A 20,442-nucleotide genomic window follows, 5' to 3' on the forward strand; every position below is an offset into this window, starting at 1 on the left:
AATACTTTAACGTCACCAAGAGGGCAATACTGTGCTACAAGAATATCGTAAACACGTAGAAGAACGTGCCGCGTTAGGTATCGTACCAGCGCCATTAGATGCTCAGCAGACGGCTGATCTTATTGAGCTAATTAAAACGCCACCGGCAGGTGAAGAAGAGTTCATCCTAGAACTACTGATTAACCGCGTCCCACCAGGTGTTGATGATGCAGCCTACATTAAAGCAGGCTTTTTAGCGGCTGTTGCTAAAGGTGAAGCTGTTTCTCCGTTGATTTCTAAAGAAAAAGCAGCTGAGTTACTAGGTACTATGCTCGGTGGCTACAATATTGCACCAATGGTTGAACTACTTGATGACGAAGCGTTAGCGCCAATTGTAGTAAAAGGCCTTTCGAACACATTATTAATGTTTGATGCGTTCTACGATGTAGAAGAAAAAGCAAAAGCAGGTAATGCATACGCCAAACAAATTATAGAGTCTTGGGCTGCTGCAGAATGGTTTGTCAATAAGCCAGCCGTTGCTGAAAAAATCTCTGTTACGGTATTTAAAGTCACTGGCGAGACAAACACAGATGATTTATCACCAGCACCAGATGCATGGTCACGTCCTGATATTCCGCTTCATGCATTAGCCATGCTTAAAAATGAGCGTGATGGTATTAACCCTGACAAAGACGGTGAAGTAGGTCCAATCACTCAGCTTGAAGAATTAAAAACTAAAGGCTTACCACTTGCTTACGTAGGTGACGTTGTTGGTACAGGCTCTTCGCGTAAGTCTGCAACAAACTCTGTGCTTTGGTTTATGGGTGATGATATCCCATTCGTACCAAATAAGCGCGTGGGTGGTGTATGTTTAGGTAACAAGATTGCGCCTATTTTCTTCAACACAATGGAGGACTCGGGTGCGTTACCAATCGAGTTAAATGTTGATGAATTCAACATGGGTGACCAAATTGATATTTACCCATACGAAGGTGTAGTTAAGCGCCACGGTACTGATGATGTGATCTCTACATTTGAACTTAAATCAGAGGTAATTTTAGACGAAGTTCGTGCTGGTGGTCGTATTCCATTGATCATTGGTCGTGGTCTTACAGACAAAGCGCGTACATCATTAGGTTTAGGCGCAACTGACGTATTTAAAGTACCAGCAGTGACTGAAGTATCAGACAAAGGCTTTACGCTTGCGCAAAAAATGGTTGGTAAAGCATGTAACGTTGCCGGTATTCGCCCAGGCCAATACTGTGAACCTAAAATGACCACGGTTGGCTCGCAAGATACAACAGGTCCTATGACGCGTGATGAGCTTAAAGACTTAGCCTGTTTAGGTTTCTCTGCAGATTTAACAATGCAGTCTTTTTGTCATACATCGGCTTACCCTAAGCCAATCGATGTAAACACGCACCATACGCTTCCTGATTTTATTATGAATCGTGGCGGTGTATCGCTTCGCCCTGGTGATGGTGTAATTCACTCATGGTTAAACCGTATGTTATTACCAGATACCGTAGGTACGGGTGGTGATTCACATACACGTTTCCCATTAGGTATTTCATTCCCAGCAGGTTCGGGGGCGGTAGCGTTTGCAGCTGCAACGGGTGTAATGCCACTAGATATGCCTGAATCAATTTTGGTTCGCTTTAAAGGTGAAATGCAACCGGGTATCACTTTACGTGATCTTGTACATGCTATCCCTTACTTCGGTATCAAAGAAGGCCTATTAACGGTTGAGAAGAAAGGTAAAATCAACGAATTCTCTGGTCGCATACTAGAAATTGAAGGGGTTGAGCACTTAACGGTTGAGCAAGCGTTTGAGCTATCAGATGCATCAGCAGAGCGTTCAGCTGCTGGCTGTACTGTTAAACTTTCTAAAGAGTCTATCAGCGAATACCTTGAGTCTAATATTGTTATGCTTAAGTGGATGATTTCTGAAGGTTACGGCGATGTACGTACGATTGAACGTCGTGTTACTGCAATGCAAGACTGGTTAGCAAACCCAGAACTAATGGAAGCTGATAAAGACGCAGAGTACAAACACGTACTTGAAATCGACCTTGCTGAGATTAAAGAACCAGTACTGTGTGCGCCAAATGACCCAGATGACGCGCGTTTACTTTCTGATGTTACTGGCGAGAAAATCGACGAAGTATTCATCGGTTCTTGTATGACTAACATTGGTCACTTCCGTGCTGCAGGTAAATTACTCGATGGCTTTAGCGGTCGTATCCCAACTCAACTTTGGGTAGCTCCACCAACGAAGATGGATAAAGACCAACTAACTGACGAAGGTTACTACGGTATCTTTGGCCGTGTTGGTGCACGTATCGAAACGCCAGGGTGTTCTCTGTGTATGGGTAACCAAGCACGTGTTGCGGACAAAGCAACGGTTGTTTCTACCTCAACACGTAACTTCCCTAACCGTTTAGGTACAGGGGCAAATGTATTCTTAGCATCAGCTGAGCTTGCTGCAGTAGCGGCAATTTTAGGTAAATTACCTACACCCGCTGAATACCAAGAATACGCAGCGAAAATCAACGCAACGGCTGCAGATACATACCGTTACTTGAACTTCCACCGTATGCCTCAGTACACTAAAAAGGCAGACAACGTAATTATTCAGCAAGCTGTATAATTTATAGAGTGTGTTTAAAAAACCCGCTTTGGCGGGTTTTTTATTGTTCAAATAAAATATTAGATAGATAATGCTTAATTCGCTGCATGATTGTATTAACTTTCGTTAAATGTCGTCATTGATATGGTTAATAAAGCAAAAAATCCTCTCTATATGCATTAAAATCCTCGGCAATATTATCATTATTATAAGCAGGATTTTATGACTACATTAAACAACCAGAACCTTCTGCAACTTCGTTTTATTAACCAAGCAAATATTGATTTGGTTAAGCCTTCTTTTGATAACCTACCTGCAAATCCGTATGCAGACGGTGAATTTCGTAAGCGTCGTTACTCGGTAATTAAATTTCAAAATGGTGAGCTAAAACTTCAAGCTGCCAAAGCGTTTGTTCAAGACGATTCTATTAATACCTTTCAGGGTAATGTTGAGCGTACTTATGAAAACTTAGAGCAGAGCTTACTTGAGTCTCAAGGTATGAAAAGCATTGTAAGTGAGTTTTGTGAGCTTACCGGCATTGATGAAGACCGTGATATTGAAATACATCAATTTAGAATGCTTGCCATTGATAGCGATACGCCTGCAGCCCCAGAAGGTGTGCATCAAGATGGGTTTGAGCATGTTTGTGTATGTGGTGTTTCACACGAAAACCTTGAGGGCGGCGAACTGCTAGTATACGAAAACAAGCAAGCTGAACCGTGTTTTAAAATGGAAATTAAAGACGGTATGTTTGCACTAATTAATGACCGTCAGGTATGGCATAACGCCACGCCAATGAACAAAATTGATGCTAACAAACCAGGTTACCTGGATTGCTTTGTACTAACTGCTTAAGAGAAATAAAATGAATTTAATGCAATTGCGCGCGCAATTTCCTGCTTTAATGCAAACCGTTGATGGTAAGTCACCAATATTTTTAGATGGCCCAGGCGGCTCTCAAGTGCCGCAGTCTGTATTAAATGCAATGACTGCTTATTTAGGGCACTACAACTCAAACTTAGGCGGTGCGTTTTTTTCAAGTGATAAAACGGTTGAGCTGATGGCGAATGCGCGTCAAGCCGCGGCTGATTTGTTAAATGCGCCCAGTGCACAAAATATTGTGTTTGGCCCTAATATGACTAGCCTGACCTTTAGCTTTAGCCGTGCTATTTCACGCGATTGGCAAGCCGGTGATGAGATTATTGTGACCAATGCTGATCATTTTTCAAATGTGTCGTCATGGCAGCAAGCCGCAGAAGATAAAGGCGTTAAGGTTCAAACCGCTTTAATTAACGAGGCTGATTGCAGCTTAGATATGGCGCATTTTGAAAGCCTATTAAACAGTAATACTAAATTAGTTGCCGTTACGTATGCCTCAAACACCACGGGATCTATTAACGACATTAAACGTATTATAGAGCTTGCTCATAATGTGGATGCGTTGGTGTATGTTGATGCGGTGCATTATGCGCCACATGAACTGATTGATGTACAAGCGTTAGGTTGCGACTTTTTAGCTTGTTCTGCATATAAGTTTTTTGGCCCGCACTTAGGCATGGTTTATGGTAAAACTGAGCACTTAGAAGGGTTTACACCTTATAAAGTAGAGCCAGCAAAAGATGTTGCACCCGGTCGTTGGGAAACCGGCACGCAAAGTTTTGAGGCACTTGCAGGCTTTATTGCGGCGGTTGATTACATAGCGGCGATTAGCAAACTTGATGACAGTCACTCACGCCGAGAAAAATTACGTGTTGCGTTTGCTAAAACAAAACAACATGAAATGGCATTGAGTGAATACTTTTTAACGCGTTTAGTTAATTACCCGCGTATTAAGCTATTTGGCATTGATGATCTTGAGCGCTTAAATGAGCGTACGCCAACGTTTGCTTTAACCTTTGAAGGGCTAGAGCCGCGTGAGGTGTCTGAGTTTTTAGGTAAACAGCATATTTGTGTGTGGGATGGTAATTTTTATGCACAAGGCTTATGCAAGCAGTTAGGCGTACTTGATAAAGGCGGCGTAGTGCGTATTGGCTGTATGCATTACAACACAACAGCTGAGCTAGATAAGTTATTTGATTTATTTGATGAGTTACTAGGTTAAAGCCTTACCCATTCAGCACTTTAAAAGCCATAAGTAAAAAACTTGTGGCTTTTTTATTGTCTGATTACTTAGCTTTTTGGCGTTCCATAAATTTGCTCTGCTCGATTAAACAAAACCCATGAGGTTAAAATATACTTATCGTTTGATACTGGCTTATTGCCTCTATGTGTATGCGTAAAGTAGCCTGGGGCAACCACCATACTGCCCTTTTTAGGGGCTATTTTACGATTTTGATAATAAAACTCGGTTTCTCCGCCTTCTTCAACATCATTTAAATAAAACATAAATAACAACACCCGATGCAGTGCTTCATTATGCTGTAGCTGCGGATACACCTCACTGTGCCAATACGGATAACCGCCTTTATTTACTTCGTATTTTTGCGCTTGAATATTACCGAGTCTAAAAATTTGCTGCACCAATAAGGGGAGTTGTGGTTTACCTACCTCGTCATAGTTGGCGTGAGTTAAATCAACCGGTTGTCCTGTTTTTGGGTGATATACCTTTAAACCAAATGCCCCAATCATCATAAAAATATGTTCTTCAATGTAGTTGAAAACATACTGTGCAGTGGTTTGTTGAATATGTTTTAATTGTTCTGCGTATTCAGGATGATTGTTTAAGTATAAATCGTGGCTATCTTTTTTATTAAGATCAACACCGCCCGATGTCATCCCTTGTTTAATATGCGGGCTTTGAGAAAAGGTAGTGATAAAGTTATCGCAAAATTCATTACTGAGCGCGTTGTCATACACGCGGATAAAGTCCGTCATGAGTTACCTGTTTAATTATTATTGGATTATTATGTTTACTGAAAAAGTGATGCCGCGTTTTAGCGAAACGGATGCACTCGGACACATCAACAATACCGTACTCCCCGTATGGTTTGAAGCGGCCCGAGTACCTATTTTTAAATTTTTTACGCCAGATCTAAATCCACACAACTGGAAGTTAATCATTGCTAAAGTTGAAGTGTCGTTTGTTGGCGAACTATTTTATGCCCATGAGGTGACAATTAACACCAGCATAGAGCAGATTGGCAATAGTTCATTTGTGATCCGCCAAGAAGCATGGCAGCAAGATAAGTGTTGCGCCATTGGTAAAACGGTGATGGTACGTTATGACTTTACTAGTAAAACAAAGCAACCACTTTCGACTGATGAAAAAGCCGCATTAACACAGCACCTTGTAGCAGTTAGTTAATCGCAGCTTAACTATGACAAGCTGGATGTTTAGTTAAATATTGCCCCAAGGCAATGACTTGTTTTTCTGAAAAGCGCAGCCCAAGCTTTGTTCGTCGCCAAAGTATATCTGCGCTGGTTCTTGCCCATTCATGGTTTACTAAGTAATCAACTTCTTGCGCATACAGACCATGACCAAAGTGATAACCTAAATCGCCGATTGCTTGGCTGTTCCCCAGTAATTGATAACTAAGCGTGCCATAGCTGCGAACCATACGTTTTAATGTGTCGATTGCCAGCCAAGGGTAGCTACTTTCTAACTGAGCGGTAAGGTATGTTTGGTTACTAAAGTCGCCGCCTGGTAAAGGGGCATCTTTGGTCCAAGAGCCACTCATCTTTGGGTAAAAAGGCGCTAACTTATTGACGGCATTTTCTGCAAGCTTTCGATAGGTAGTAATTTTACCACCAAACACACTTAATAAAGCGGCATGATCGGTGTCGTTGTTTAATATCAGCTTGTAATCGCGGGTGACGGCTTGAGCATCTGTTGATTTGTCATCTAATAGTGGCCGCACCCCACTAAAGCTGTGCACAATATCGGCCGCGCTTATTGCGTTGTTAAAGTAATGGTTAGTGATACTGATGAGGTACTGTATTTCTTGCTCACTAATTTTTACATCAGTAATATCGCCGGTGTACTCTTCATCTGTGGTGCCAATCAGTGAGTAATCTTGCTCATAAGGAATGACAAATACAATGCGATTATCTTTATTTTGTAAAATATAGGCAGCTGGCTCATTGTGGAGTCGGGGCACTACAATATGACTGCCTTTCACAAGGCGAACAGTGTGCGGTGTGGGCTGGGTAAATACATCTTCAAATAATGACGCGACCCATGGGCCTGCGGCATTTACAACACTTTTTGCCTTTATATTTAGGTGCTGCTTGCTGGCTTGTTGCTCTAAAATCACATCCCAATAATCTGCGTTACGCGTTGCTTTAATGCAGCGGGTGCGTGTTGCAATGGTGGCGCCTAAATTATGAGCAGCTTGGGCGTTTAAAATCACTAAACGCGCGTCATCAACCCAGCCATCGGCGTATTCAAAGCCATGGGTTATACTGTTGTTAAGTATACTATTGCTGTCAAATTTAATCGTTTTTGAGGCAGGTAAGGTGTCACGTTTCGCTAGGTGATCGTAAATAAATAACCCCACACGAATCATCCAAGAAGGACGTAAGTGTGCTTGGTGCGGTAGCCTAAAAGAAAGCGGCCACATAATATGCGGCGCTTTTTTTAATAGCACTTCACGTTCACGTAATGCCTCTCTTACCAATCTAAATTGATAATTCTCTAAATAGCGCAGCCCGCCATGAATAAGCTTACTGCTATTAGAGGAAGTGGCTGAGGCTAAATCGTTTTGTTCACACAATAATACTTTTAAACCGCGACCACTGGCATCGGCTGCTATTCCGGCGCCATTAATACCGCCGCCAATAATGAGTAAGTCATATTCGTTGTCGTGTGCGCTCATAGATTTTACTCACTCTCGCCGTCATTGCTATTAGAAAGTCTAACTTGTGCAATGCAATGTAGCCACTTTGCATATAAATCGTTGCGCTCTTCACTGCTCATGGTCGGTTCAAAACGACGATCGCTTTTCCACATGCTGGCAAGCTGCGCAGTTGATTCATAAAGCCCAGTTTGCAAACCGGCTAAGTAAGCAACCCCTAACGAAGTGGTTTCGGTTAGAGTAGGGCGCTCAACGCTTGCGCCTAAAATATTGGCTAAAAACGCCATTGCCCAATTATTATTTGCCATGCCGCCATCAACTCTTAGAATACTAGGGCGGAGTCCGTCACCTTCCATGGCTTTTTGTAGATCTTTGGTTTGATAACCCACCGACTGCAAGGCAGCTGCAACAATAGTGCTAATGCCTGAGTCTCGGGTTAGGCCCAAAATTGCGCCTCGGGCATTTGCATCCCAATAGGGCGCACCTAAGCCTGTAAACGAGGGAACCAAGAATACCCCATGATCCAAGGGAACATCTTTGACGAGGGCTTCACTTTCACCTGCGTTTTCTAATAACTTTAAGCCTTCTACTATCCACTGCATGGTGGCACCAGCCATAAAAATACTGCCTTCAATCGCATAGGTGGGTTTGCCGTTGAGCCGATACGCAAGAGTGGTTAATAAACGATTATTTGATTTTAGTGCTTTATCACCCGTGTTAAGCATTAAAAAGCAGCCTGTTCCGTAAGTACTTTTTGCCATACCTTCTTCAAAACAAGCTTGACCAATTAAGGCGGCTTGTTGATCGCCTGCTATACCGCAAATTGGAATTTCACCACCAAATAGCTCGCTTGCAGTCACCCCAAAGTCAGCCGCTGAGTCCATTACCTCAGGTAGCATCGACGCTGGAATATTAAATAAAGCCAGTAACTCTTCATCCCAGCATTGCTGATGAATGTTAAACAGTAATGTACGAGAGGCATTGGTAGCATCGGTTTTGTGAGCTTTACCGTTAGTGAGTTGCCATAGCAAGTAGGTATCTATCGTACCAAATGCTAGTTCACCTGCGTGTGCTTGCTCTTTAGCGCCTTTGACGTTATCTAAAATCCAACGAATTTTGGTTGCAGAAAAGTAAGGATCGAGCACTAAACCGGTTTTATCATTCACCATTTGTGTATGCCCAGCATGACGTAAATTATCGCAATAGTCACTGGTACGTCGGTCTTGCCACACAATCGCATTGTAGATAGATTGCCCAGTTTTTTTATTCCACACTAAGGTGGTTTCTCGTTGGTTAGCAATGCCAATGGCAATAATGTCGGCGGCAGTGACTTGTTGCTGCGATAATACGTTTTTAACGCTGCTTAATACGGTTTGCCAAATATCTACAGGGTCATGTTCAACCCAACCATTTTTCACAAAGTGTTGAGGGAAGGTTTGTTGAGCCGTGTCAAAAACCTCGGCATCTTTAGTGTATAAAATAGCTCGAGAGCTTGTCGTTCCTTGGTCAATCGAGAGTATGTATTTAGACATAAAAAATAGTGTTGTTTAATTTAGATAAAGACAGCTTGTCTTTAAGCTAAACGAATAGCAATGCTTTTGCACCATAATGGTTAAAATTATAGATGAGCGAAAGGTAGGGGAGAGAGGTGAACACTCAATTCTGGCGCCTACAATTTAATAGGCGCCAAATAACAACAATTAATTAGCATCCGTTAATTGTTGATGTAGCCAATCTTTTAATACCATTCGGTCGTGTTTTAACTGCTGCATGGCTTCGTCATCTATGGGTGAGTCTTGTAGCTCAAGTACTCGAATTTCTTTATCGATTTCATTATATTGCTTTGCTTTGGTTGCAAAGTTTTCATCGTTTGCATTAAGTTTTGCAATAGTTTGCGTGTAATCAGGAAAATCTTTGGTTAATGAATGGTCTTCGCCTAACATAGGTTACTCCTTAAATGGCTGTTGCATAATGCACGTCACGTTATATAAAAATGATCAGTGACTTGGGGTGACCCCATACAACAGAGCTTGGGCTGATCTAAAATAAATCAACCGTTATTGGTTGTTAGTGTGTCTATTTATGTTTGTTGGGCTGCAAAACGCTGACACCTGCAAAGGCTTCAGTTAGAATATGCCTGCGACAGGCCCTAATTACTTTGAGTACTTTATTGCATGCTTTTAATGATCGATAACTACGACTCGTTCACCTATAACTTGGTACAGTATTTTCAGCGCTTAGATCAAGACGTGTTGGTAAAACGTAACGACCAAATAACGCTGAGTGAGATCAAACAGTTAAACCCAGATCATATTGTGATTTCTCCAGGGCCTAAAAACCCGACTGAAGCGGGAGTGTCGTTATCTGTGGTAGAGCAGTTTAAAGGAGTTTATCCTATATTAGGTATTTGTTTGGGGCACCAAACCATTGCTCAAGTGCTAGGTGGTAAAGTAGTGCGAGCTAAACAGGTTATGCATGGAAAAACATCGCCTATTTATCATCAGCATCAAGGTATGTTTAAAGGTTTACCTAACCCGCTGACAGTGTGCCGCTACCATTCTTTAATTGTTGAAGCACACTCATTGCCTAAAGAACTAGAAGTCACAGCGTGGACTCAAAGCAACACTGGGCAGCGTGATGAAATTATGGGATTATTACATAACGAGCTCGCGCTCGAAGGCGTGCAATTTCATCCTGAAGCAATTTTGACAGAGCAAGGCTTAGCTTTACTTGATAACTTTTTAACACGCTTCTAGGCTTATACCTGCAAGCTATTTACTTTTTCCCCTAAGATAGAGCTTATGACTGACACATTGCAGCAACAGCGTATTGTTAACGTGCTACATCAACGAGCGCATGATTTGCTACTGGGTCATAGTTTTGCCAACCAGCAAATAGGCTTTATTCATACCTTAGATCTCAATGATGGTAAACCGGTTAAAAATCGTACCTTATTAGAAGTTGAAGTGGCCGCTCAGCAAAAGCGTCAACAAAAAAGTACTTCACATCAAAAGTTACAGGCAAAAACCAGTCAAAAATTACATACGGTTATTGAAACCGTGATTGCTAAACGTCTTGAAGACATCGATTTTGTGATTAAAGACACCATTGGCATAGAAGGTAACGTGTGCGCCATACTCGATATACTGGCTACTCGCGCCGCCTCGGTTGGCCGTTTAGAGCCGCTAGTTAACGATTTAAACTGGCTTGGACGAGAGCTGGTTACCTTAGTTAATTTACCTTTTTATCGTAAGCAACGCAGTAAAGGCACCTCAGTCAAAGTAGATACCCCAGCGTTGGCATTACGTTATTTGGGCTTAGATAACCTGCAACTTGTAGTGCCTACTTTTGCAGTGCGCCATTGGATGCCACATAGCACAGAACCCTTCACGTTATTAAAGCGCAGGTTAAAAGACAACACCATGTCGTGTGCAATTGCAGCGCAAACGCTTGCCCAGCTTAACGGGGTAAACCCAATGCATGCGTTTACATTGGGCATGTTACTTAATGTAGGGCAAATTGCTTTAGTGCGCTTATACCTAAAAGTGTTTGATCAGGTATGGCAGCGCAAAGTACTGCGTGCTCGTGAAGAAGGTGATAAAAACTTACACACCGCGCTATTAGAGCTAAAACCAGATCCGTTATTTTTAACAACACTGCTACACGAAAAATCACTGCTTGTTAGCGCTAAGGTGATTGAGAACATGTCATTTAAATATTTGCCGCTTGACAGTGTTATGCAGCAGTTAGTGAATGGAGTAGCAAAGGGCGATAGTTTATTGCCATTAGCGCAAGTAATTTTAAAAGCGCGTTGTTACTCTCAATACTTAAATTTAAAAGAGCACCAGCTTATTGAAGACGATGAATTACAAAGCTGGTTTAGCTATTATCAGTTCACTAAAAAAGAGTTAGATACCTTACAAACGGGTAATTTTACTAATTTGGCACTCCAAATCGATTAAATCTGTTAATTTTTTTGCGACTATTCATTCACTTTAATTCTACTTCTTCATGTGCTGTTGGTTTATAAGCGCCAAGCCTTTTTCGTTGTAGAGGCGCTTACTAAGGTAAGCATGCGTTATTTTTAGCTGCCAAATAGTTATTCACTATCTATGAAATAATATCTTAAGCCCTTTATTTTAAAGGGGTACATGAAAGTTTTTGAAGAGACATAACTCCAAATTTCTGAAATAATGAGCGCCTGAAAATTGAACCACAACGTAGTTTCAGGCAAATATAATCGTATTAATTTTGCCCACCTATTTGGTTATTAACAATAATCACACCCCTATTCTACTGCTTTGTGATGCACACAATTAAGAGGAAATAAAATGACAGTCAATCGCGAATTATTTGATCACGTAATGGTTCCTAACTACGCACCTTCAAGCGTAATTCCAGTTCGAGGCGAAGGCTCTCGTGTATGGGATCAACAAGGACGAGAGTTTATCGACTTTGCTGGTGGTATTGCCGTTAACTGTCTTGGCCATTGCCATCCTGCATTAGTAGGTGCATTAAAAGAGCAGGGCGAAAAAATTTGGCATTTATCTAATGTAATGACCAATGAGCCAGCGCTTCGCTTAGCTAAGAAAATGGTTGATGCGACTTTTGCAGAAAAAGTTTACTTTGCAAACTCAGGCGCAGAAGCAAACGAAGCGGCACTTAAATTAGCGCGTCGTTTTGCGCTTGATAAATTTGGCGCGGAAAAGTCGCAAATTATCGCCTTTAATAAAGGTTTCCATGGTCGTACCTTCTTCACGGTTACTGTAGGCGGTCAAGCGGCTTACTCTGACGGTTTTGGTCCTAAGCCAGGCGACATTGTTCATTGTGACTACAATGACCTTGCCGCATTTGAAGCGTTGATTAGCGATAACACCTGTGCGGTAATGATGGAGCCAATTCAAGGCGAAGGCGGTATCATTTCGCCAACTGACGAATTTGCTCAAGGCGTTCGTGATTTATGTACTAAGCACAATGCATTGCTAATTTTTGATGAAGTGCAATCAGGTGTTGGCCGTACAGGTGAGCTATATGCATACCAAGGTTTAAACGTAGTGCCTGATATTTTAACTTCAGCAAAAGCTCTCGGTGGCGGTTTCCCAATTGGCGCTATGCTAACAACCACTGAAATTGCACAGCACCTCAAAGTAGGTACTCATGGTTCTACTTACGGCGGTAACCCATTAGCGTGTGCAGTTGCAGAAGCCGCATTTGATACTGTAAATAACCCAGAAGTTTTAGCGGGCGTTAAAGCAAAGTCGGCGTTATTTACTGAGCTATTAAATGCCATTAACGATAAGTACAACGTATTTAGTGAAATTCGTGGCCAAGGTTTATTAATTGGTGCTGTGGTAAACGAGCAATACAAAGGCCGTGCAAAAGAGTTTTTAGTTGCCGGTACTGAGCATGGCTTAATGTCATTGGTTGCTGGTGCTGATGTGGTTCGTTTCACTCCTTCTTTAGTCATACCTGAAGCGGATATTCGCGAAGGTATGGCACGCTTTGAAAAAGCAGTAGCCCACGTTGTAAATGCGTAATTGCTAATTCAACTGCTTTAGGGGCAAACGTAGTTTGCCTTGCAGTTCCTATTTACCGTTATATATAAGGGAGTAAGCGGATTCATGATGATCCTTCGCCCAATCCAAAAAAGTGATTATGCAGCTTTAGTAACCATCGCCGACGAGTCGGGACATGGCTTTACTTCTTTGCCTAATAATGAAGAGTTATTACAAAAGAAGATAGCGCATTCAGTTAACTCATTTACAAAAACAACATCACAACCAGGTGATGAGGGTTACTTATTTGTTCTTGAAGACACTGAAACTGGTGAAGTAGTCGGTACTTCAGGTATTGAAGCCGCAGTTGGCTTAGATGACGCATTTTATCATTATCATTTGAGTAAAGTGATTCACTCTTCGCGCACGCTAGATGTGTATAAAGCGGTAGATATTCTCACCCTTTGTAATGACTACACTGGGGCGACAGAGCTGTGCACACTGTTTTTAAAAGACGGCTATCGTAAAAATTGTAACGGTAAGCTGCTTTCAAAAGCGCGTTTTATGTTTATAAAACAGCATCAACAACGCTTTGCACAAACCGTTATTGCAGAAATGCGCGGTGTATCTGACGAAAACGGTAGTAGCCCATTTTGGCAGTGGCTTGAAGAGCACTTTTTCTCTATGGACTTCCCAACGGCAGATTATCTGACGGGAATAGGGCAAAAAGTATTTATTGCTGAGCTTATGCCTAAATACCCAATTTACGTCAACTTATTGAGTAAAGACGCGCAAGCGGTTATAGGTCAAGTGCATGACAATACGCGCCCTGCAATTCAACTATTAAAAAGTGAAGGTTTTACTTTTAATGGTTACGTTGACATTTTTGATGCGGGTCCAACCGTTGAAGCAAAAGTAGATAACATTGCGACAATTCGCAATGCACAAAACTTTAGCGTTGAAATTGGCGAAATGACAGGCGATACCATGGTGTTGTTAGCCAATGACAAACTTGAAGACTTTAGAGCAACAGTAGCGCCAATGGCATTTGACGAGCGCTCAAACAGCCTGGTATTAACACAGCAACTTGCTGATGCATTACATTTGAAATCGGGCGATTTTGTTACTGCTACCCCAGTTTAATTTAGGAGAAAGTATATGACTCATCCTGCACAATTTATTAATGGTCAATGGTCACCAGGCCAAGGCACAGAATTTAACTCAGTTAACCCTGCAAATAACGATGTTATTTGGCAGGCATCAGCTGCAAGCGCTGAGCAAGTAGATAGCGCGGTAGCCTCTGCGCGTGAAGCATTTTATAGCTGGGCTGATAAAAGCTTTGCGCAGCGCTTAGAAATTGTAAAAACCTTTGCTGCAACGTTAAAAGAGCATAGCGAAGAGTTGGCTGTGGCAATAGCTCAAGAAACAGGTAAGCCACTTTGGGAAACGCGTACTGAAGCGGGTGCCATGGTCGGAAAAATTGCCATTGCTGAAAAAGCATTTTTAGAGCGTACCGGCGACGTTGAAAACGCGATGCCGCAAGGCCGTGCGATGATCCGCCATAAGCCACACGGTGTTGTTGCTGTATTTGGTCCTTATAACTTCCCTGGGCATTTACCAAATGGCCACATTGTACCTGCACTTTTAGCTGGTAATACCGTGGTATTTAAACCGTCTGAACTAACACCTATGGTGGCTGAGCTAACCCTTAAACTATGGGAAAAAGCCGGTTTACCAGCAGGGGTTATTAACCTTGTACAAGGTGAAGTTGAAACAGGTAAAGCATTGGCATCACACAAAGGCATTGATGGTTTATTCTTTACTGGGTCTTCTCGTACGGGTCATATTTTACATGAGCAGTTTGCAGGTCAACCAGGTAAGATTTTAGCGCTTGAAATGGGTGGTAATAATCCGCTGATCGTTAAAGATGCAGAAGATACGCTTGCTGTTGTGCACGATATTGTGCAATCTGCGTTTATCTCAAGTGGCCAACGCTGTACGTGTGCGCGTAAATTGTTTTTACCAACAGGTGCTAAAGGCGATGAAATTTTAGCTCGCCTAATTACAGCGACTAAAGCAATCAAAGTTGGTAACTATGACGATGCTGACCAACCATTTATGGGCTCTATGATTTCAACGGCCGCTGCCGCTGGAATGGTTAAAGCACAAGATGAGTTAAAGGCCATGGGTGGCGAAGTGCTAGTTGAACTTGAGCACACAGCAAACACTGGTTTTGTTACACCGGGTATCATTGAGTGTACAAATATCAATGACTTCCCAGATGAAGAGCATTTTGGTCCGCTTCTAAAAGTATTCCGTTTTGATGACTTTGACCAAGCAATTGATAAAGCAAACGACACGAGCTTTGGTTTATCAGCAGGCCTACTCAGTGATAACCAAGCCGATTACGATCATTTCTTACGTCGTATCCGTGCAGGTATTGTTAACTGGAACCGTCCAATTACCGGTGCATCAAGTGCAGCGCCGTTTGGCGGTATTGGTGCCTCAGGTAACCACAGAGCAAGCGCTTATTATGCCGCTGACTACTGTGCATACCCTGTTGCGTCTGTGGAGCTTGAAAAAGTAACCATGCCAGCAACATTAAGCCCAGGTTTAAAAATCGATTAATCGATTTTTAAACTAGTAATAAATCACTAAAAAAGCAGCTTCGGCTGCTTTTTTAGTACTGCAATCTCACAAAGCTAGCAATTATCAGTGCTTTCTGCTTAAATTAAGCAACCAGTATTTTCAAGGTAAGTAGACAATGGTTTTAAACAGGCAAGGGTACGATGACTTAATAATGTACCTAACTCAGAACTTAGCGTTGTTTGAAAAAACAGGTGAAATAAAGCCAGGTGCACCAACGGTTATTGAGTTAATTGAAGATGTAATTGCCGAAAATGTCATACGCATTTGTCAACAACACCCCGAACTATCTACAGAGCAGCGTAGTCAAATTGTACGCGAAGTTGATGGCATTGTTTACGACTTACAAGAAGTGCTCAGCAGTGTGACTTCTCACACCGCCACAGTTGAACAGCATGCTTTTATTGATGAGTTTGCAGGGCTAGTCAAAAACTTATTTGATAACGCTATTAGTTAATATTTCCCCCTTTAAAACCACGCTTTATTCGCTATTTAATTTTAAATGCGCGCGAGTGTCTGCGTGTAATGAATATAAATTATTGAGATAAAACAATGCAAGCAAATGTAAAATGGGTTGAAGGTAATACTTACATCGGTCGCTCTAATAGCAATCATAATGTCGTGTTTGATGCGGGCAGTGACGGAGCAGCACCTAGCCCAATGGAAATGGTATTGATGTCGGTTGGTGGTTGTTCATCGGTTGATGTGGTGAGTATTTTAAAAAAAACTAAGCAAGAGTTCTCATCAGTAGATGTGCAGTTAACCGCTGAACGAGCAGAAACAGCCCCGCGCGTGTTCACCAAAATTAATTTACACTTTGTTGTAACCGGTAATAATGTATCTGAAAAGCACCTAGAAAGAGCGGTTTCGCTTTCGGCAGAAAAGTATTGTTCAGTTGCATTAATGCTTGATAAAACAGTAGAAATTACCCACAGCCATGAAGTTGTTCAAGAACAGGCAAAATAACGCTTTTTCCGTGAGTAAAATTCGTATAAAATCCGCGAACTTTTCATTCTGCAGGTGCAGATTTCACTAATTTATAGGTTGGTTTATATGAACAAACCCTTCGATAAACTTAAACTTCATGGCTTTAATAATTTAACTAAAAGCCTAAGCTTTAGTATTTACGATATTTGCTATGCAAAAACAGAGCAACAACGTAAAGAATATATAGAATATATCGATGAGCAGTATAGTGCAGATAGACTAACCGACATTTTAGGTGATGTGGTTGATATTATTGGTGCCAATATTTTAAATATTGCACGTCAAGATTACGAGCCACAAGGTGCCAGCGTAACTATCTTGGTTTCAGAAGAGCCAGTAGAAGAGCAGCAAAATTATGATGCTGACGAAGCACCAGGGCCGTTACCTGACTCAGTGGTTGCACACCTTGATAAAAGTCACATTTGTGTTCACACGTACCCTGAAGCACACCCTGATGATGGTATTTGTACTTTCCGTGCTGATATTGAAGTATCAACCTGTGGCATTATTTCGCCGCTTAAAGCGTTAAACTTCTTAATCCATAGCCTTGAGTCTGATGTGGTAACGATTGATTACCGTGTGCGTGGTTTTACCCGTGATGTAAACGGCGTTAAACATTACATTGACCATGCAATTAATTCGATTCAAAACTTCATGACAGAAGATACCAAAGAAGCGTACCAAATGATGGACGTGAACGTGTATCAAGAAAACCTGTTCCATACCAAAATGATGCTAAAAGAGACCGATTTAAATACGTATTTATTTGGTTTATCTACTGATGATTTGTCAGATGACGAAGAAGAAGAGATTCGCTCAAAACTAACGCGTGAAATGCAAGAAATATTCTATGGCCGTAACCTGCCAGATACAGAATAATAGCAACGAATTAAATAAAAATGGCGCTCATTGAGCGCCATTTTTGTATGTTTGATTTAATGCTATTTAACGAGTAACAACTCAGTTTGTCGACCATTTAGACACCACACACCGGTTTTATCAAACAGGGCATCTTCTTCTAGCATTATTCTTATTTCTTTATTCCACGGCTTTATAAATACCGCATTGTTAAGTTCAATAGAATACGCCGTGTTTAAATGCAGTGGGTAATCGCCATCACCCGGCACACCTTGCTGTGAATCCCACATACCTAATGTCGTGCCAGCTGCATGACCATGATAGCCAAGCGGGTGCGTATAAATAGTGGGTTTTAAACCCTGTGCAATGGCTTTTTCGCGGGCGGCTTTTAATACCTGATTACCCGTTTTACCAGCTGTAAATTCAGCCGTAAAAATGTCTTGTAGCTTATTACCCTTTTTTATCGCCTCAACAAGGTAATCGGGGGCTTTTGTCTCGCTTGGTTTTAAAACATACGCGTGTTGTTGAGTGTCGGTATTTAGGCGTAAATACGTAATACCAAAATCAACATGCAGTAAATCGCCAGCTTGAATAACATTGTCGGCATAGCCATTGGTAAAACTGTCTTCGTGGTCGAACGATTTACTGTCGGCGCGTTGTATTGCAATACTTGGATGAAACCACGTTTGCAGTTTAAGCTCCCTCACGCGCTCTCTAAACCACCACACTAAGTCGTCGCTGGTTGTTTTGCCCACTGTAATTACTTTATTTGAAAAGCCCTCAGCAATAATAGAATGAGCAATAGCAACGATGTGTTTGTACATGTCTACTTCTTCTGGAATGCGCTGCTCTAACCATGCAACAGCCAGCGGCTCGGCTGAGATTATTTTATTTTTATATGCAGCAGGTAAGTTAGCCATTAAAGCGGTGTAATCGCCAAGCACTAAGCCATCAGCGTGTGCCCAGTCTTTAGATGTATTGAGAGCAATATTTTGCGGTTGGTATTGCTCAATAAGATCATTAAGCGCAAGCCACTGATTGGGCTGGGCTTGCTTGTCCCATGCCTTTTTAAACACATTCCCTATTTTATAAGGCGCAATAGCAAAAGCATCCACAGCCCCTGAGGCATTGCGTGCTAACACTAAAATAGTGGTGCGCCTTGCCGATAACCATGTAGCTGGTAGCATGGTTTTTAATATCGGGTCTTCATTATATTCGCGGCTTATCATCAGCCACATATCAATGTTGTGTTGCTGCATTAATGCGGGTAATAAAGTATTGATGCGTTTTTCGGTAATGCTATCGATAAACGCGGCCCTGTCTTTCATTGATAAAATAGTCGGGGGCTCAGCGGCTTTAATTACAGGGCTAAGGAGTATGAGTATAAAGGCTAATAAAAAAACGCATTTATTGTTTTGCATAGTTGGCTTATTTTTAGGCGAATATATAAGCTAACATCTCACAAGCGATACGATAAAAAAATCATTTGCGATAAGCCGCAGACACAAAAAAGCCCAGCAAAGTGCGCTGGGCTTGTTTACTCAATACGACTTAACTAAGCATGCTGTACAGTAACGCACACACAGCTAACGAACCGACAGCCAGTACAAATAAGGTACTTAAACGATTACGGTACTTTTGTAAGCTAGGCACTTTGTAAACTGCAATCATTGGCATAATGAATAAAATCATCGCAATGATTGGCCCCGATAACTGATCCATCATATCTAGTATGCTTGGGTTTTTAACCGCGCAGAACCAAATAGCGAAAAACATCAGTACCGCACCCACTTTGTCAGCCACTTTAGGGCTCATGCTTGAGTGTTTAGTCACTAACCCAGTAAAGCTTTCGCGCGCCCCTAAAAAGTGACCTAAAAACGACGACATAATAGCAATAAAGGCAACCAAAGGTCCCAGCGTTGCAATAAATGAGTTTTCTGTAATATTAGCTAAGTAAGACAAAACAGAGACGTTTGCCGCTTTGGCTTCTGCCATTTGCTCACCTGTAAGCGATAACACACACGAGAATACAAATAACAAAACAAAGGTGATCAGTAATAAGCTGGTACGTTTTAGAATTGCTTCTGACTTAGACGTTGCTAGTTCACCGTAGTGACTGCGTTGTTTATTAACAAAGCTTGAAATAGCCGCTGCATGGCTAAACGAAAATACAATAATAGGAATTGATAACCAAAGTGTTTTACTAAAGCTGCCAAGTTCAGGCAAGCTTGTATCGGGCATTTGCCAGCTTGGGATTAAATACAAAGACAAAAAGAATAAAATACCTACTAACGGGTAAACTAAAATAGCAAAGGCGCGCAGCATTAAGCGCTCACCGCCCATCATTAAGCCAATCATTAGCGCAACTAAAATACCCGATAAAGCAACGCGTGACGGCGACTCCATCCCTAATTGATTGACCATAAAGCTGTCTACCGTATTGGTTAAGCCCACACCGTAAATAAGCAAAATAGGGAAAATCGATAAAAAGTATAACAAGGAGATCAGTCGACCCGCATTTACGCCAAAGTGTTCTTCTACTACATCGGTAAAGTCAGCCTCTTTATTTTTTGACGATAATACAAAACGCGCCAAACCACGGTGCGCCAAAAAGGTCATAGGAAAGGCTAAACACGCCAAAATAATCAGCGGCCAAAAACCACCAATACCAATATTAATTGGTAAAAATAAAATACCAGCACCCACTGCGGTGCCAAAAAGGCTCAGTGTCCACTGCGTATCATGCAGGTTCCATTTTGATTTTGACGTGTGTGTGTCTTGTGATGATGCATTTGAAAGCGTTGCACCTTGAGATGTTGTCATGTGTGTGTATCCATTATTTATAATAATAATTGCGCCGAAGAATATAGTTTTTAGGCACTCATTTCATGTGTTTTTATGTCTTGGATATAAATTTGTTGTAGCGTATTAGTTACTGACTGTCACGAATACGAAACAGCGTTTAAAAGCTGCGCAATTAGTGTAGGAATATGCCGCGAAATGCGTGAATAATGTTCACTTTTTTGAGTTAAGAGTGTGGGGAATATATTTATAT

The 20,442-nt window shown here is 41.6% G+C and carries 18 protein-coding genes; 12 read left to right on the forward strand and 6 right to left on the reverse strand.

Annotation, left to right across the window (positions count from 1 at the left end; genetic code table 11):
* Positions 1-31: 31 nt before the first annotated feature.
* The 3 genes from acnB to LOC50_RS00360 all read left to right on the forward strand — a co-directional run bounded on the left by acnB (position 32) and on the right by LOC50_RS00360 (position 4,709).
* Complete coding sequence (acnB, locus tag LOC50_RS00350; RefSeq protein ID WP_138626632.1) at positions 32-2,629, forward strand: bifunctional aconitate hydratase 2/2-methylisocitrate dehydratase; 2,598 nt, start codon at positions 32-34, stop codon at positions 2,627-2,629.
* 201 nt (positions 2,630-2,830) lie between these two features.
* Positions 2,831-3,463, forward strand: coding sequence for a 2OG-Fe dioxygenase family protein (locus LOC50_RS00355; RefSeq protein ID WP_036980968.1), 633 nt, complete (start codon positions 2,831-2,833; stop codon positions 3,461-3,463).
* Between the two features lie 10 nt (positions 3,464-3,473).
* The gene (locus LOC50_RS00360) at positions 3,474-4,709 is read left to right on the forward strand and encodes a cysteine desulfurase-like protein (RefSeq protein ID WP_138626633.1); all 1,236 of its coding nucleotides are present in this window, start codon (positions 3,474-3,476) and stop codon (positions 4,707-4,709) included.
* A 68-nt stretch (positions 4,710-4,777) separates the two neighbouring features.
* Here LOC50_RS00360 and LOC50_RS00365 read toward each other — a convergent pair whose 3' ends face one another.
* Positions 4,778-5,482, reverse strand: a complete 705-nt coding sequence (locus tag LOC50_RS00365) for a 2OG-Fe(II) oxygenase (protein ID WP_036980972.1) — start codon at positions 5,480-5,482, stop codon at positions 4,778-4,780.
* A 31-nt stretch (positions 5,483-5,513) separates the two neighbouring features.
* Here LOC50_RS00365 and LOC50_RS00370 point away from each other — a divergent pair, with 31 nt between their 5' ends.
* Positions 5,514-5,912, forward strand: a complete 399-nt coding sequence (locus tag LOC50_RS00370; RefSeq protein WP_214552144.1) for an acyl-CoA thioesterase — start codon at positions 5,514-5,516, stop codon at positions 5,910-5,912.
* A gap of 7 nt (positions 5,913-5,919) precedes the next feature.
* On the opposite strand, the gene glpD is transcribed toward LOC50_RS00370, so the two are convergent.
* The 3 genes from glpD to LOC50_RS00385 all read right to left on the reverse strand — a co-directional run bounded on the left by glpD (position 5,920) and on the right by LOC50_RS00385 (position 9,344).
* Positions 5,920-7,422, reverse strand: a complete 1,503-nt coding sequence (glpD, locus tag LOC50_RS00375; protein WP_250653415.1) for a glycerol-3-phosphate dehydrogenase — start codon at positions 7,420-7,422, stop codon at positions 5,920-5,922.
* 5 nt (positions 7,423-7,427) lie between these two features.
* Positions 7,428-8,933: a glycerol kinase GlpK gene (gene glpK / locus LOC50_RS00380; protein ID WP_250653416.1), complete on the reverse strand. Its 1,506-nt coding sequence runs from the start codon at positions 8,931-8,933 to the stop codon at positions 7,428-7,430.
* A 168-nt stretch (positions 8,934-9,101) separates the two neighbouring features.
* A complete protein-coding gene (locus tag LOC50_RS00385; RefSeq protein ID WP_013463823.1) occupies positions 9,102-9,344 on the reverse strand; it encodes an HP1242/YdcH family protein in 243 nt (80 codons plus the stop codon).
* Positions 9,345-9,575: 231 nt separating this feature from the next.
* Between LOC50_RS00385 and LOC50_RS00390 the strand changes: the two genes are divergently transcribed.
* The 8 genes from LOC50_RS00390 to speD all read left to right on the forward strand — a co-directional run bounded on the left by LOC50_RS00390 (position 9,576) and on the right by speD (position 17,408).
* Positions 9,576-10,157 (forward strand): anthranilate synthase component II, encoded by a 582-nt coding sequence (locus LOC50_RS00390; protein ID WP_036980977.1) that lies wholly within the window; start codon positions 9,576-9,578, stop codon positions 10,155-10,157.
* Positions 10,158-10,202: 45 nt separating this feature from the next.
* Complete coding sequence (locus LOC50_RS00395; protein WP_250653417.1) at positions 10,203-11,363, forward strand: HDOD domain-containing protein; 1,161 nt, start codon at positions 10,203-10,205, stop codon at positions 11,361-11,363.
* 369 nt (positions 11,364-11,732) lie between these two features.
* Positions 11,733-12,938, forward strand: coding sequence for an aspartate aminotransferase family protein (locus LOC50_RS00400; protein ID WP_013463826.1), 1,206 nt, complete (start codon positions 11,733-11,735; stop codon positions 12,936-12,938).
* 84 nt (positions 12,939-13,022) lie between these two features.
* The gene (gene astA, locus LOC50_RS00405; RefSeq protein WP_036980981.1) at positions 13,023-14,039 is read left to right on the forward strand and encodes an arginine N-succinyltransferase; all 1,017 of its coding nucleotides are present in this window, start codon (positions 13,023-13,025) and stop codon (positions 14,037-14,039) included.
* Between the two features lie 15 nt (positions 14,040-14,054).
* Positions 14,055-15,524: a succinylglutamate-semialdehyde dehydrogenase gene (gene astD, locus LOC50_RS00410; RefSeq protein WP_024602227.1), complete on the forward strand. Its 1,470-nt coding sequence runs from the start codon at positions 14,055-14,057 to the stop codon at positions 15,522-15,524.
* Positions 15,525-15,660: 136 nt separating this feature from the next.
* The gene (locus tag LOC50_RS00415) at positions 15,661-15,999 is read left to right on the forward strand and encodes a DUF3802 family protein (RefSeq protein WP_250653418.1); all 339 of its coding nucleotides are present in this window, start codon (positions 15,661-15,663) and stop codon (positions 15,997-15,999) included.
* 95 nt (positions 16,000-16,094) lie between these two features.
* A complete protein-coding gene (locus LOC50_RS00420) occupies positions 16,095-16,508 on the forward strand; it encodes an OsmC family protein (protein ID WP_036980986.1) in 414 nt (137 codons plus the stop codon).
* Between the two features lie 87 nt (positions 16,509-16,595).
* On the forward strand, positions 16,596-17,408 hold the full coding sequence (gene speD, locus LOC50_RS00425) for an adenosylmethionine decarboxylase (RefSeq protein WP_036980988.1): 813 nt from the start codon (positions 16,596-16,598) through the stop codon (positions 17,406-17,408).
* A 62-nt stretch (positions 17,409-17,470) separates the two neighbouring features.
* Here the strand turns inward: speD and LOC50_RS00430 are convergent, their stop codons facing one another.
* Together LOC50_RS00430 and LOC50_RS00435 are read right to left on the reverse strand one after the other, a co-directional pair.
* Entirely contained in the window at positions 17,471-18,808 is a 1,338-nt protein-coding gene (locus tag LOC50_RS00430; protein WP_250653419.1) for a M24 family metallopeptidase, read from the reverse strand.
* Between the two features lie 130 nt (positions 18,809-18,938).
* The gene (locus tag LOC50_RS00435) at positions 18,939-20,210 is read right to left on the reverse strand and encodes an aromatic amino acid transport family protein (RefSeq protein WP_250653420.1); all 1,272 of its coding nucleotides are present in this window, start codon (positions 20,208-20,210) and stop codon (positions 18,939-18,941) included.
* Between the last annotated feature and the right edge of the window lie 232 nt (positions 20,211-20,442).

Origin of the sequence: Pseudoalteromonas sp. SCSIO 43095 (genome assembly GCF_023650455.1) — a bacterium.
GTDB lineage: Bacteria > Pseudomonadota > Gammaproteobacteria > Enterobacterales > Alteromonadaceae > Pseudoalteromonas > Pseudoalteromonas tetraodonis.

Bases quoted from the DNA above. Each gene is read 5' to 3' on its own strand.
- LOC50_RS00355 (WP_036980968.1), top strand. From the start codon at position 2,831: ATGACTACATTAAACAACCAGAACCTTCTGCAACTTCGTTTTATTAAC.
- LOC50_RS00360 (WP_138626633.1), top strand. From the start codon at position 3,474: ATGAATTTAATGCAATTGCGCGCGCAATTTCCTGCTTTAATGCAAACC.
- LOC50_RS00365 (WP_036980972.1), bottom strand. From the start codon at position 5,482: ATGACGGACTTTATCCGCGTGTATGACAACGCGCTCAGTAATGAATTT.
- LOC50_RS00370 (WP_214552144.1), top strand. From the start codon at position 5,514: ATGTTTACTGAAAAAGTGATGCCGCGTTTTAGCGAAACGGATGCACTC.
- glpD (WP_250653415.1), bottom strand. From the start codon at position 7,422: ATGAGCGCACACGACAACGAATATGACTTACTCATTATTGGCGGCGGT.
- glpK (WP_250653416.1), bottom strand. From the start codon at position 8,933: ATGTCTAAATACATACTCTCGATTGACCAAGGAACGACAAGCTCTCGA.
- LOC50_RS00385 (WP_013463823.1), bottom strand. From the start codon at position 9,344: ATGTTAGGCGAAGACCATTCATTAACCAAAGATTTTCCTGATTACACG.
- LOC50_RS00390 (WP_036980977.1), top strand. From the start codon at position 9,576: ATGCTTTTAATGATCGATAACTACGACTCGTTCACCTATAACTTGGTA.
- LOC50_RS00395 (WP_250653417.1), top strand. From the start codon at position 10,203: ATGACTGACACATTGCAGCAACAGCGTATTGTTAACGTGCTACATCAA.
- LOC50_RS00400 (WP_013463826.1), top strand. From the start codon at position 11,733: ATGACAGTCAATCGCGAATTATTTGATCACGTAATGGTTCCTAACTAC.
- astA (WP_036980981.1), top strand. From the start codon at position 13,023: ATGATGATCCTTCGCCCAATCCAAAAAAGTGATTATGCAGCTTTAGTA.
- astD (WP_024602227.1), top strand. From the start codon at position 14,055: ATGACTCATCCTGCACAATTTATTAATGGTCAATGGTCACCAGGCCAA.
- LOC50_RS00415 (WP_250653418.1), top strand. From the start codon at position 15,661: ATGGTTTTAAACAGGCAAGGGTACGATGACTTAATAATGTACCTAACT.
- LOC50_RS00420 (WP_036980986.1), top strand. From the start codon at position 16,095: ATGCAAGCAAATGTAAAATGGGTTGAAGGTAATACTTACATCGGTCGC.
- speD (WP_036980988.1), top strand. From the start codon at position 16,596: ATGAACAAACCCTTCGATAAACTTAAACTTCATGGCTTTAATAATTTA.
- LOC50_RS00430 (WP_250653419.1), bottom strand. From the start codon at position 18,808: ATGCAAAACAATAAATGCGTTTTTTTATTAGCCTTTATACTCATACTC.
- LOC50_RS00435 (WP_250653420.1), bottom strand. From the start codon at position 20,210: ATGACAACATCTCAAGGTGCAACGCTTTCAAATGCATCATCACAAGAC.